The organism is Paenibacillus sp. EB106-05-06-XG162 (genome assembly GCF_058791655.1).
The window spans coordinates 299,514-313,103 of sequence record NZ_JBYTDT010000002.1 but is presented as its reverse complement, the minus strand read 5'-3'; the positions used below and the strand labels follow the sequence as shown (position 1 = coordinate 313,103).

9 protein-coding genes are annotated in these 13,590 nt (G+C 48.0%); 3 read left to right on the top strand and 6 right to left on the bottom strand.

Annotated features, from left to right (window positions below):
- Nucleotides 1–96: 96 nt before the first annotated feature.
- Entirely contained in the window at nt 97–510 is a 414-nt protein-coding gene (locus AC3WU2_RS07230; protein ID WP_492452731.1) for a hypothetical protein, read from the top strand.
- Between the two features lie 274 nt (nt 511–784).
- Here AC3WU2_RS07230 and AC3WU2_RS07225 read toward each other — a convergent pair whose 3' ends face one another.
- The 5 genes from AC3WU2_RS07225 to AC3WU2_RS07205 all read right to left on the bottom strand — a co-directional run bounded on the left by AC3WU2_RS07225 (nt 785) and on the right by AC3WU2_RS07205 (nt 8,472).
- The gene (locus tag AC3WU2_RS07225) at nt 785–1,438 is read right to left on the bottom strand and encodes a response regulator transcription factor (RefSeq protein ID WP_492452729.1); all 654 of its coding nucleotides are present in this window, start codon (nt 1,436–1,438) and stop codon (nt 785–787) included.
- Nucleotides 1,435–2,838, bottom strand: coding sequence for a sensor histidine kinase (locus AC3WU2_RS07220; protein ID WP_492452727.1), 1,404 nt, complete (start codon nt 2,836–2,838; stop codon nt 1,435–1,437). Before AC3WU2_RS07220 ends, AC3WU2_RS07225 begins: the two co-directional genes overlap by 4 nt.
- A gap of 152 nt (nt 2,839–2,990) precedes the next feature.
- Nucleotides 2,991–5,456, bottom strand: a complete 2,466-nt coding sequence (locus AC3WU2_RS07215; protein WP_492452725.1) for a hypothetical protein — start codon at nt 5,454–5,456, stop codon at nt 2,991–2,993.
- 276 nt (nt 5,457–5,732) lie between these two features.
- Nucleotides 5,733–7,082 (bottom strand): sodium-dependent transporter, encoded by a 1,350-nt coding sequence (locus AC3WU2_RS07210; protein ID WP_379344425.1) that lies wholly within the window; start codon nt 7,080–7,082, stop codon nt 5,733–5,735.
- A gap of 43 nt (nt 7,083–7,125) precedes the next feature.
- A complete protein-coding gene (locus AC3WU2_RS07205) occupies nt 7,126–8,472 on the bottom strand; it encodes a sodium-dependent transporter (protein WP_492452723.1) in 1,347 nt (448 codons plus the stop codon).
- A 690-nt stretch (nt 8,473–9,162) separates the two neighbouring features.
- Between AC3WU2_RS07205 and AC3WU2_RS07200 the strand changes: the two genes are divergently transcribed.
- The gene (locus AC3WU2_RS07200; protein ID WP_492452721.1) at nt 9,163–10,842 is read left to right on the top strand and encodes a DEAD/DEAH box helicase; all 1,680 of its coding nucleotides are present in this window, start codon (nt 9,163–9,165) and stop codon (nt 10,840–10,842) included.
- Nucleotides 10,843–11,171: 329 nt separating this feature from the next.
- Here AC3WU2_RS07200 and AC3WU2_RS07195 read toward each other — a convergent pair whose 3' ends face one another.
- Nucleotides 11,172–12,749, bottom strand: a complete 1,578-nt coding sequence (locus tag AC3WU2_RS07195; RefSeq protein ID WP_492453195.1) for a multicopper oxidase family protein — start codon at nt 12,747–12,749, stop codon at nt 11,172–11,174.
- A 132-nt stretch (nt 12,750–12,881) separates the two neighbouring features.
- On the opposite strand from AC3WU2_RS07195, the gene AC3WU2_RS07190 reads away from it, so the two are divergent.
- A complete protein-coding gene (locus AC3WU2_RS07190; protein WP_492452719.1) occupies nt 12,882–13,589 on the top strand; it encodes a response regulator transcription factor in 708 nt (235 codons plus the stop codon).
- The last annotated feature ends 1 nt before the right edge of the window (nt 13,590 follow it).

The following is a 13,590-nucleotide window of genomic DNA, read 5'->3' as shown; positions in this document are numbered from 1 at the left end:
AAAAAATAAACTGTTATACCAGGGGCAAATGAACAAGCAGGGCGGAGGCGTATTACGTATTGTATATTAATTCGGCTAAAGGAGATGAATTTAAAAATGAAACGTAATTGTGGAAGCAACATGAAACCAATGGGATATCCTTCTAATGTTAGTCCTGCGAACGTAGGCCCGTCGAACATGGGTCCATCCAACATGGGACCATCCAACATGGGTCCATCGAATGTTAGCCCTTACGGAATGATGCCTATGCCTATGCCTATGCCTATGCAACCATCCACATTGCCAGCGATTGTAGCTCCAACGCAAACGGTTGTTAACAACAAGTACCACACAGCAACACAACCGATCGTTCATCCAGTCAATGTCGTTAACCAACATCACACGATCCCTGTCCCACAACATTTCTGCCACGTCACTGAATCAGACGTACACTGTGGCATGCGTGCTCGTACAAAAGGCATTCGCAAAAGTAGCGCAAACCGTACTCGCAGCAACCGTAAATCCCGCTAATCCCTATCCCGTACCTGCCCTGATTTAAGGGCAGGTACGGGCATGACTCGAATGCCGTTGCCCAATGAATAGGAAGCATCGGAGAGGGTATCTCTTTCCAGTCGATTCTTGTCCGCCCTTTGCGATGATTGGAATAGTCGGTGGCAAAGGGCTCCCAAAGATCGAACGCAGGCTCTTCCAAGACATACCCTCCTCCTTCGTGATATTCATTTGGACAATTTTCTCGTCATGAAAAAGAGTACCTGCTCTTACATCAAGCAGGTACTCCTTTTCCCTAGAACAAGCCCATGTCCTTCGCCTTCTTAGCCGCTTCTTTACTGCTCTTGCCTGGCAGCTTCTTCAGAATATGGCTTACGTGATTTTTCACGGTACGAATGGAAATCACGAATTTATCGGCGATTTGTGTCTGCGTATAACCTTGGTCGATCATCGACAAGACTTGAATTTCGGCCGGCGTGATCAGATCCTTCAGCTTCTTCGCCTCATACTCTTGTTCCATCTGCTTCAAGCGGCGGAACTCCTCTCGGATTTGCTCGGCAACCTGCGCATCAATCGGCGAACTCTCACGATAAGCCTCACGTATCGCCCCAGGAATCGCCCCAAAGTCGGACTTCACCAGATAATTAACCGCCCCCGCTTTGAACGCATCGAAGATCACCTGCTTCTCCGTCAACGACGAGAGCATAATAATTTTCGCCTCACACAACGCACTAATTTCGGCAGTTAATGCAATCCCCTCCATCGAATCGACAAGCATGATATCCATGAGGATGACATCCGGGTTCAGGGCTGGAGCAAGCGTACGTGCATCAGCCGCGTGTGCAGCCGTACCAATGACCTCCATATCCGCCTCTTTCGTGACATAAGCGGACAACCCTCTTCTCCAATCCTCGTCATCCTCCACAAGGAACACGCGAATCATTGTCATGCTCCAGCCTCCCGACTTGCTCGTTTATTTTTGGCAAAATGTAAATAGACCGTTGTTCCGCCCGATGGACGGCTCTCGATTCGCATCGTCCCGCCATGCTTCTTCATCACTTGATAACAGTAAGCCAGTCCCAGCCCAAAGTTGTTCGAGCTGCTTGCCTTCGTCGTGAAGAATGGGTTCATCACCTTGCCCAGATGTTCCTTCGGAATGCCGTCCCCTGTATCTTCAATGCTTACGATCCACAACCGCTTGGTCTCATTCCGTAGAATTCTCAGCTTGCCCCCTTGCGGCATCGCTTCAATGGCATTCATCATAATATTATGTAGTGTCTCATGAACTTGAGCGCGATCAATGACAAGTTCCATCGACGCTTGATCATCGCCCCATGACGTGCTGACCTCGATACCCGATTGCGTAAGCTTCGGACGAAGCATCTCGATCGTCTCCGAGATTAATGTCTCAAGTTGTACCGGTTCCGGTCTGAGGACCAAATCCTGTGTATTATGCTGCACACGGCTCACCATTTCCTGAATATGTGTCGCAGCACGCGCTATCACCTTCACATCTTGCCTCAGCTCATCATGAGAATCTTTATTTGGCGTAGAGATAAGCTTGTCGCAGTAGAGCTGGATTTTGCCAATATCATTCTTAATCGCATGATTTAGAATCGCTGTCCCGGAAGTAATCGCTCGGAGCGTCCGGTCCATTTGGCGACGTTCAATATAGAGCTGGACCCCAAGGAAGCCCGATTTGAACAATGCGGTCACGAAGATCAGAAAAGCAAGTGTGATCGTCCAGACGTTATACCGCCACATCTCGTAGATGCCAAGCGCCGGCATCACATAATTCATCACCATCGCGAATAAGACAGCAGGAACGACCGCTATCATCGTCACCTGATGGGAACGCTGCTCCCACGGCTGGACACCGCGCTTACGCACAATAAGCACTGTCCCGATGACAATATAAGGTACCGCCCAGTAGACAAGCACGTTATAATCTGGTGGATAATAGTGATGAATGAGGAACATACCTACGACAGGTAATTGCAAGAGCCAATGGAGCGAGCGCCATTTCGGCTGCAGTTGCGGTAATCCATGGTATGTTCCCGCGAATCTTACATAACAGTAGGGCAATCCATAATAGCTAATTAACGAGAAGACCGTCATAGCGATATAGAGACCTTCATCCGTTGTTGCCGTTCCCCCAAGAACCGATACGACAGGCCGTATCACTTCTTGCAGTACGGATGCCAGGGCACCCGAACCTCCGCAGAATGCGACGCTGCTCAGCCAACGGGCCGAGCGATTGCGCCAGCCGGATAGTAGTAATAATAGAGACGCAATCCACAATACAATCAGCACAAAAATCAAATGATATTCCCCGTCCTCATAAACCATGCATTTTCATCATTATAACATAATCACTAAACATTCCCTGACATATCTTGGTGGAATTAGCGCCTATAAGAAATCCCTCACTTCAGCAATTTTCTCATCAAAAAAACAGCCGCCCCATTTCTGGGAGCGGCTGCTCTGTTGTACGATAGTGATTATTCAGAGACAACGATGATCAATTCTGCATTTGTGATGCCTGGAAGAGATTTCGTCATGATCGGCGAATGGTAAGCTACAATTTTCGTTCCTGGCGTTAATTTCGCTTCGCCGCCATGGATGTTCACGATTTTCGTATCTTTCGTGATATTCAGAATCACGTCATTCGACGATTCATTATCGGATTTTACATTCACATACAGCTGCTTATCGTTCGTACGATCTTTCATGATTGTACCTTCGATTTTCACAGTCTCATGACCTTTAACAACAATTTTATTCGCATGCGACATCGCTGGGAAGCTCATCGTCATGATTGGGCCATACGTTGCTTCTACACTAACATTCGGTTTGATCGCATCCTTGCTAAGCACTTGGCCTTTTTCGTTCACGATCACTGTATCTTTATCGACAGTAAGAATAATTTGTTGTTGTCCACCTTGCTCCAGTGGATTGCCGACAACCGTCACGCGATCTCCGTTCACATCTGTCACGATGCCGTCTGTACCTGGCAATTGCTCTTGCTGTGCTTCAGTTACGATGATCAACTCCGCATTCGTGATGCCTGGCAGCGACATCGTCATGATTGGCGAGTGGTACGCAACGATCTTCGTTCCTGGTGTCAATTTTGCTTCGCCGCCATGGATGTTCACGATTTTTGTATCTTTCGTAACGTTCAGAATCACGTCATTCGACGTTTCATTATCGGATTTCACATTCACATACAGCTGCTTATCGTTCGTACGATCTTTCATGATTGTACCTTCGATTTTTACAGTCTCTTGACCTTTAACAACAATTTTGCTCGCATGAGACATCGCTGGGAAGCTCGCCGTCATCATTGGGCCATACGTTGCTTCGACACTTACATTCGGTTTGATCGCATCCTTGCTGAGCACTTGGCCTTTTTCATTCACGATCACTGTATCTTTATCGACAGTAAGAATAATTTGTTGTTGTCCACCTTGCTCAAGCGGATTGCCGACAACCGTCACGCGGTCCCCGTTCACACCTGTCACGATGCCGTCAGTACCTGGCAATTGTTCTTGTTGTTCCTCAGTAATAACGATCATATTAGCATCTGTGATTCCAGGAATCGACATCGTCATGATTTGAGAATGGAAAGCAACAATTTTCATGCCTGGCTTCAATTCCACTTGGTTACCATGAAGATTCACAATTTTCGTATCTTTGTTGATATTTAGAACAATATCATTCACCTTGTTGTCATCCGAGTTTACATTCAGATAGATTTGCGAACCTTTGGCAAAATCCGATTTCTCGATTGTTCCCTCGGCTTTAACCGATTCTTGTCCTTTAACAACGATTTTCGTTGCATTGCCCATTGGCGGCAAGCTGAATGTCATCGCTGGTCCGTAGAAGACATCGACATTTTGGTTCGCTTTAAGTGCATCTTTCGTCAGCTTCTCGCCTTTTTCATTCACGATAACTGTGTTATCAGTCACGTTAAGCTTGATTTCCTTCTGTCCACCTTGCGCTGCAGGCGTACCTACAACCGTGATTTGACTGTCATTCTTCTCCACGATCACGCCGCTTGTTCCAAGCTCTTGTACTTGTTGCTCCTTATTCACGATAATGTAGCTCGCTTTCGCTTGTGCAGGAACGCTCTTTGTTGTATGCGGGCCGTAGAACGCTTCAATGCTCATACCTTTTGTAATGTCTTTGCGCTCAATCTTCTTGCCGTTTTGATCCACGATTGGCGTGTGGCCTGTAAGCTGAAGCACAATCGTCTCTTCTTTGCCATTATAAATGTTCTTGCCTGTCACGACGACTTTGCTATTCTTGGCGTCCGTAACTTTACCAATAACACCGTTCATCGCTTGATCTTGTTCGATTACCGTTATCGCTGTTCCTCTTGGTGGCAAGCTCTTCGTCATCACTGGACCATAGAATACTTTTACCGCTTTTCCACCCTTGATGATGGAATCTATGCTAACCTTTTTCCCCTTGGAATTAATAATCTTTGTATCTTTTGTGATCGCGAGAATCATATCGCTTTGATCTTTCGACGTTACGCCTCTCCCGACTACTGTTATGTACTTGCCGTTCTGATTATTTGTATAGTTCGTAATTTGGCCGACTGTACCAAGAACTTGTCTTTGCTCTTTATGTTCTTTGTCTTCTTTGTCTTCTTTATCTTCTTTATGTTCTTTGTCTTCTTTATGTTCTTTATCTTCATTATGTTTGTTTTCTTTGTTTTCTTTATTTTCTTTATTTTCTTTATTTTCTTTGTTCTCGTTATGTTCTTTGTCGTGTTTGTTCTGGTTGCTCTTCGCATTCGCATTCAAGATAGATACATCTTTCTTCAGATCCGCTTGATCAACTGGACCTGGAGGGCATACCGCAATGCTAGGTACTTGCTGCGATTGATGCGCGCTTGCCACAGGGACTGCTGCCATTGCTAGAATTGTTGCCGTAGCGAGTACTTTGTAAAATTTGTTCATGATGTAATTCCTCCATTGTCATCTAAATTTTATGGTTGCTGCTTGGTGTTTCATTCTTTTCATGGCCATGTTTCTATGATGTGCTCTTGCATACATACTCCTTAACGGGAGGGTTCCACAAAATGTTGCAAGAAAATACATAAAAAAATTTTCCCCCATTTAACTCAATCTTTATTTCATCTGAACAAGATGCGTTAGAATCCTCTATGTATACACATAAAAAAAACGTCTACTCTAACCACGTAAAAGGGCTGTAGACGCTTCTCGGATCTCGCTTTATTTCAATAGACCAATCGATGATAACAAGATCAAAATAATTAATAATGGAGCAATATACCGCAGTGTGAAAATCCAAGCTTTGAACCATCCCGAGCTAAGCCCTGCCTCTTCCACCGACCTCGTCCATACGTAACCGACAAAGATCGTAATCATGAGTCCGCCGAGCGGCAGCATAATATTCGAGGTGATGTAGTTCATCCAGTCAAAGACATTTTTGCCGCCTAACGTATAAGAACTAAGCACACCGCCTGCGGAGAGAACACAGGGTAACGCAAACACATAACAAACAATTAGTACAAGCGTGGCTGCTTTCTTCCGGCTCCACTGCCAACGATTCATACAATATGCAACGGGTACCTCAACCATCGAAATTGCTGAAGTCAACGCCGCAATGGCGAGTAGAATGAAGAAGAAGGCCCCGAACATGTGCCCGAAAGGCATCGATGAGAACGCAGCAGGAAGCGCGATAAACACAAGTCCTGGCCCTGAGCTTGGCGCAATGCCAAAGGAGAAGGTGGTCGGAAAAATAATGAGTCCGGCAATCAACGCATACACCACACTGCCCCCTGTAATCGCTACGGTTGCTTGACTGAGTGACTGATTCTTCTCCACATAAGCTCCGTACGTCATCATCCCCCCGACCCCAAGAGAGAGCGAGAAGAACGCTTGACCCAGTGCTTGCAGTAAGGAATCCACCGTCAATTCCGAGAAATCGGGCTTCAAGAAGAAAGAGACCCCTTCCCCTGCACCAGGTAAAAATAACGCGCGCACCATAAGAACGACTAAGATGATCAATAGTGCTGGAAGTACGATTTTATTGAACTTCTCAATCCCGCCGGAGATCCCTTTGGCTACAATCCAGCCTGTAATGATGAAAATCATAATCTGCCAGAATATTGGCATCCATCCACTCGTATATTGCGCAAATGTCTCCGTGTAATTCGGGTTCGAATAGAGATCACCAACAAACGATTGCAGCGTATACTGCAGCGTCCAACCGGCAACGACACTATAGAACGTAAATAACAAGAATGCGCCGATAACAAGGAAAATTCCGCTCTTATGCCATATTCTGCGTGTGGTTAGATTACGGAATGAGGAAGCTGCATCCCCGCGCCCACCCCGCCCAATCGCAAGCTCTGCCAACAAGACAGGCATCCCGACGATGAGGAGACATAAGAAAAAGAGGAGCACAAAAGCTCCGCCTCCGTTCTGTCCCGTAATATAAGGGAACATCCACATGTTCCCAAGGCCGACGGAGCTGCCGATCGCAGCTAGAATAAAGCCGGCACTACTGAATTGATCTGTGGCTTGTTTTGTCTCAAGCGCTGTTCTGTTGTTCGCCATAATAAATGCAATTTCTCCTGTCTGCACGAGTCGTCGTGAAGTATTATGCAATAAGCCCTGTGGAATACAGGAAGATAAGGACCACGAAGACGGGGACCACATAACGCAGTAAGGTGAGCCATACCTTGTTCATTCCCGGATGCAGGTTCGCTTCTTGCGCCCCAGCTTTGGTGATATAACCAATGAATAATGTAACCCCTAACCCGGCAATCGGCAGGAATATATTCGATGCGATATAATCGAACAAATCGAACAGATTGAAACCGAATAACTTCCATTCCGCGATAGGACCACCGACGGATAGGGAGATCGGAATCGCAAGAATCGCTGCTAAGCAGGACAGCACGGTGACGGCACGACGACGTGTCCAACCTAAATGCTTGATGACGAACGCAATAATAACCTCCAGAACGGATACGCAGGATGTCAACGCTGCAAATGCAATAAGCAGGAAGAACAAACCGCCGAGCATATGTCCGAATGGCATATTCGCAAAAGCCGCTGGCAATGCAACGAAGATCAGCCCTGGGCCTGCCGTAGGCTCGAGTCCATACGAGAAGGTCATCGGGAAGATAATAAGTCCCGCGATAACCGCATAGATAATGTTCCCGACACTCACGGCGAGCGTTGCTTTGCCTAACGATTGATCTTTCTCCACATAAGCACCGTACGTGACCATCGCCCCCATCCCGAGTGATAACGAGAAGAACGCTTGTCCAAGTGCGACGAGTGTCGATTGAATCGATAGTTCCGAGAAATCAGGTTTTAGGAAAAACTCGATGCCTGCTTTTGCACCAGGAAGAGTTAAGGACACCACCATTAATGCAATAAGCAAAACACCTAGGACGGGAATCAGTATTTTATTGAACAGCTCAATCCCCTTGGATACGCCTTTCATCAGCACGCGAGCCGCAATCACGACGGTCACGATCATATAGAAGAGAGGCCATCCCCCTCCTGAAAACTCCTTAAAATACGCAGCAAAATCCGGTTGACGATATAACGCACCGGAGAATGATACTACCGCATAGTTGAACGTCCAACCCGTAACAACAATATAGAACGAATAGATCATAAATGCCGCGATGATGGATAACAGCCCAAAGCTAGCCCACAACTTGCGCTGCTTAACCGCCAATACTTGAAAACAAGTCATCGCATCGCCGCGACCTGCACGACCCAAAGACAGCTCTGCGAGTAGAATCGGAATACCTACCAAGACTAAACAAATGATAAATACAAATAAGAAGGCTCCCCCTCCGTTACTCCCGGTGAGATAGGGAAACTTCCACATGTTCCCGATACCTACGGCGCTGCCGATCGCAGCCATAATGAAACCAAAAGATGAGAATTGATCCGTGTTGTTGCGCTGCTGTGACTTCTTTGACATAAATAACCCCTTATTGTGTAATCTAAGATGTAGTGTGGGAAAACACTGCTTGATTCATTAATTCCTTCATATGATATGGTTCAAATAATTATCATACTTGTACCTTATCGATTTTGCAGTAAACTACCTCATATGCAATTGCTTAGTTCGGATGAAACGCAGTTAGCTTATGAACTTCTTCTATGAGTGCGTGTTCAAAAAGTCGGTATTTCAGCACCTTAAAGTTTTTAAGAAAACTTACATCGTAAGCGTAAGCATAGGTTGCGAGAACCTGAAGAGCTTATGCTTCCGTAGAGAGTTTTCTTTCTAAAAACTTTCAGATGAACGGAGTTTAGGCGAAACCTAAATGAGTACCTGAAATGTTTCCGGAGGAAACATACTTCGTAAGCATATGCTCTTCGAAGGTGAACGCAAGATTCGATGTCGATTATGCTTCTTGAATGACTTCGTGATCAAATGATGACTTTTTAAACAACTTCTATGAGAATGTTTTCACAGTATGCCCTGTTTTGATGATAATAGTCAATAGATAACTGGAAAACAATACATACCAAATCCACCCAACCACAGTAAAGGATATATGCTGTACCGCGGTAACAAGGAAACGGAAGATGCCGACGCCGCTTGCTTAAGACGCCGCGCATGTTACAATAGCAACAGGAATTTATGATAAGGGAGCTCATCAATCTCATGACAAAACCATTTAACAAATTAGGCCTTCGAACGGAACTCGTCCTGAAGCTGCAGGAGCTCGGGATCTCATCCCCGACACCTATTCAAGAAGAGTCCATTCCATTTATACACAATGAACATGATGTCATCGCCGAAGCGCAGACAGGTACGGGGAAGACGCTCGCATTCGTATTGCCAATGCTCGAGCGTATCAATGTAAACAATGACGGTGTACAAGGGCTTATCCTGACACCGACGCGTGAGCTAGCTATCCAGATCACATCGGAGCTGAAAAAGCTTGCTCCCGTTGTAGGTGCACGCGTCCTTGCAGCTTACGGTGGACAAGATGTTGAACGACAGCTGCGTAAGCTTGAAGGCGCTGTCCATATCGTCGTAGCAACGCCTGGGCGATTGCTAGACCATCTTCGCCGTGGTTCGATCACCCTAGGCAAGCTGAAAATGCTCGTCCTGGATGAAGCGGACCAAATGCTGCACATGGGCTTCTTGACGGATGTTCAGGATATTATTGTTCAGACGCCTACACGTCGTCAGACATTACTCTTCTCTGCGACAATGCCACAGCAAGTGCGTCAATTAGCACAAGCTTATATGAAGCAGCCGCACCATGTGAAAGTGGAAGCGAAACAAGTTACTTTAACGGAAATTACACAAATTGCGATGCAGGTGACGGATCGCTCGAAATTCAACGACCTCTGCACCTTGATCGAGCAGCAGCATCCGTATCTAGCTGTCGTGTTCTGCCGGACCAAGCGCCGGGCGAGCAAGCTGAATCAAGAGCTGCAAGAGCAAGGATACGCATCGGACGAGCTTCACGGTGACCTGACGCAAGCGAAGCGTGAACAGGTCATGAAGAAATTCCGTGAAGCGAAGCTGCAAATCCTCGTCGCGACAGATATGGCTGCACGCGGCCTTGATATCGAAGGCGTCACGCATGTCTTCAACTATGATATCCCGGCTGACGCTGAGCTCTACATTCACCGCATTGGACGGACAGGCCGTGCCGGGAATACAGGTACCGCGATTACATTCGTGACATCGCATGATCGCGGAGCGCTAGAAGTCATCGAGCGCGGCATCCGCATGACGCTGCCGAAGCGCCAGCTCGGTGCCGCAGGGCTTGAGCGCACGGGCGACGCGAAGGCATCCCTAGCCAAAGCGGGACGCCAGAACCGCACGGACGCGCCGAAGGCGGGTCGCGGTGGCGGTGAGCGTCGCGGTGCAGGGCGCAACAGCGAGCGCGGGGCTTCCCGCGGCAGCGCAGGCCGTGGCGCACAGCGCGGTGAGCGCGACAGCGGGCGTGTGGCGCAATCCGCGGGACGCGGTGAGCGCGACTTCGGGCGCGCGGCGCAATCCGCGGGGCGCGAGGAGCGCAGCGGTGGACGCGCGGCGCAATCCGCGGGGCGCGGTGAGCGCGACTTCGGGCGCGCGGCGCAATCCGCGGGACGCGGCGAGCGCGACTTCGGGCGCGCGGCTCAATCCGCGGGACGCGGTGAGCGCGACTTCGGGCGCGCAGCGCAATCCGCGGGACGCGGTGAGCGCGACTTCGGGCGCGCAGCGCAATCCGCGGGACGCGGTGAGCGCAGCAGTAGTCGCTCCACGCAGCCAGCGGGCCGTGGCGGACGCCAAGATTCAGGCCGCGGTAGTCGTGGTGGTAACAGCGGGCGCGGCAGAAGATAGATTACACGTCTAACTTCGAGCAGTAACCCCGCTATCATGGATATTTACATTAACTAAGAGGTTATTATCCTCCAATAGCGTGTTATCCTGTATTTTTGCACGAACTTTAGGCAGTATAAGCAGAACATATGGCGATATAAAGCTTCTATCCTGCACAAATACAATATAGAGGAACATTAGCCTCAATTCAGCGTCATATCTTGGACAAAATCCAACATAGACCGCCAGTTTGCTGCTACTAATTCTTCAATAACAACAAACACCCTCTGCGACATGATCCCTTATCTACAAGTGATCATATCGCAAGAGGGTGTTTTTTTTCATATATCTTATTCCGGCATATTCCCTACACTCGGGTCTGGTACATACGCCTTCTTATAATCCGAATAGTTCACCTCGGTTACCATTCCTGCGGAAGCATGGTGCAGATCATGGCAATGGAACATCCACTCTCCCGGATTATCCGCCTCAAATGCAATCACATATTGCTCTCCCGGCTTCAGGCTTAACGTATCTTTTACGAGATCGGATCCCTCAATAGGCTTGCCGTCTTTGCTGAGCACTTGGAAGAAGTGACCGTGCAGATGCATCGGATGGTCATCGGTCTTGGATTCATTTATCAACGTTACTTTTACCTTGTCACCCGACTTTACCGGAATCGGATTCGTGTCTGGGAACACCTTATCATTGATCGTATAGACCATCTTTCCACCCTTCATCGCCGTGTTCAGACGCAAGGTTAATTTCTGTGTAAATGCTGTATTCAGCGATAGCTTCGCTGCGGCATCACGCTTCTCGCCATACTTCGTCAGATCAAATACGGGAAAGGATTGCGAAGCATCAGACGGTGAAGTCTTACCCTTATTTCCCTCATAGGCAATCGCGACACGCATATTGTCAGACCGTGCATCCACCCCATGCTCATCAATGAGCACATTACCGGACTGATCCGCTATAAACTCCACATCATATCGTTCGCCAGGCGCAATCGCCAGGAGCTGGTCGCGGATCGAAACGGGATTCGCAATCGGCTGCCCATCTGACGCAATGACTTTGAAATCATGGCCTTGCAGATGCATTCTATGCTCAATGTAGCCCGCGTTAACGAACCGGACACGGACGCGCTCCCCTTGCTTCACCTCAAGTGCAGGTATACTCGCCCCGGCTTTCCCGTTAACCGTATATAAATTGTACATACTCATGTCATGGTCCATCCCGGCCATACCCGCCATCGATGAATCCTCAGACCCCTTCGAATCGCTTCCCATCTGCGAATGATCCATGCCTTCCATGCCGCCTTCACTCATGCCCGACATATCCATATTCCCATGGTCCATACCTGCCATGTCATTGCTATCTGTCTCTGACTTTCCGTCATTGACCCATTCATCCAATACGAGTGTATAATCCCGGTCATACTTCTCCTTCGGATCCTCTACGATCAGGGTGCCATACAGTCCTTTATCCACTTGATTCACACTGTCCTGATGGGAGTGGTACCAATAGGTTCCGGGAACCGTCGCTTTGAAGGAATACGTGAAGCTCTTGCCAGGGACTACGGCATCCTGCGTCACACCTGGAATACCGTCCATCTCATTCGGCACCGGATAGCCGTGCCAGTGTATCGATACAGGCACATCCAGTTCATTCTTCAATGTGACATGGATCGTATCGCCTACTTTAGCCCGAATCTGCGGACCCGGCACTTGATTGTTGTAGGTCCAGACCGGAAGCTTCACTCCATCCTTCACCTCCAGCATGCTTGCCTGTGCCGTCAATGTAATGGTCTTATTGCTCGATACCTCTACAGGTGCTGTCGCTTCGGTGCTCTGATCTTTACAGCCCACAAGCAGAACCGCAAGCGTGCCGATCACGAGCAGCATACCAAGCTTATATGTTCCTTTCATCATTTCATCTCCTTCGTTCATTTCTGAATCGGATTATATCGAACAATTATGTGTAAATGATGTAGATCACATACAAAACATACATAATTCCTCGTTATAATGGAGAGGAAGCTCATGATGGAGGTGAAGCGAATGACCGCTAACCAAATCCTCGTCGTCGACGACGAACCCCAAATGCGTAATTTAATACGAATTTATCTCAAAAGACAAGGTTATCTCATCCATGAAGCTCAGAATGGAGTCGAGGCACTGCAATGGCTGAACAGGCAGCCGATCGATCTCGTCATTCTCGATATTATGATGCCAGAAATGGATGGCTATGCGGTATGTACCGAAATTCGCCGCATTCAAACCCTGCCGATCCTGATGCTTACCGCACGCAGTGAGACTAAGGATCGGATTACAGGGCTCAATCTCGGTGCAGATGACTATCTAATCAAACCATTTGATCCTGGCGAGCTCGTCGCCCGTGTAGGTGCATTGCTCCGCCGCGTGCAGCAGTTGAATATACCAACGCCATCATCGATCACACAGCCGCTGACTTTTGAAGACATGACGATCTACCCTGACCGCCGTGAGATTCATATTCAGAACCAGCTCGTCGATTTCACGCCCAAAGAATACGATATCCTATATCTGCTTGCCTCGAATCCGCATCGGGTCTTTACGCGCGACCATATCGTCGAACAGCTCTGGAGCTTCGATTACAACGGGGATGTTCGATCGGTCGATAACCATGTGAAGAACATCCGTGAAAAAGCGCACCGTGCAAATTTATCATTCTCACCCATACAGACGGCATGGGGTGTAGGGTACAAATTCCAATCAGGAGGACACTAAG

Excerpts from the sequence above, each read along its gene's own strand:
- AC3WU2_RS07220 (WP_492452727.1), bottom strand. The coding sequence starts at position 2,838 with ATGGTTTATGAGGACGGGGAATATCATTTGATTTTTGTGCTGATTGTA.
- AC3WU2_RS07210 (WP_379344425.1), bottom strand. The coding sequence starts at position 7,082 with ATGGCGAACAACAGAACAGCGCTTGAGACAAAACAAGCCACAGATCAA.
- AC3WU2_RS07200 (WP_492452721.1), top strand. The coding sequence starts at position 9,163 with ATGACAAAACCATTTAACAAATTAGGCCTTCGAACGGAACTCGTCCTG.
- AC3WU2_RS07230 (WP_492452731.1), top strand. The coding sequence starts at position 97 with ATGAAACGTAATTGTGGAAGCAACATGAAACCAATGGGATATCCTTCT.
- AC3WU2_RS07190 (WP_492452719.1), top strand. The coding sequence starts at position 12,882 with ATGACCGCTAACCAAATCCTCGTCGTCGACGACGAACCCCAAATGCGT.
- AC3WU2_RS07215 (WP_492452725.1), bottom strand. The coding sequence starts at position 5,456 with ATGAACAAATTTTACAAAGTACTCGCTACGGCAACAATTCTAGCAATG.
- AC3WU2_RS07225 (WP_492452729.1), bottom strand. The coding sequence starts at position 1,438 with ATGACAATGATTCGCGTGTTCCTTGTGGAGGATGACGAGGATTGGAGA.
- AC3WU2_RS07195 (WP_492453195.1), bottom strand. The coding sequence starts at position 12,749 with ATGAAAGGAACATATAAGCTTGGTATGCTGCTCGTGATCGGCACGCTT.
- AC3WU2_RS07205 (WP_492452723.1), bottom strand. The coding sequence starts at position 8,472 with ATGTCAAAGAAGTCACAGCAGCGCAACAACACGGATCAATTCTCATCT.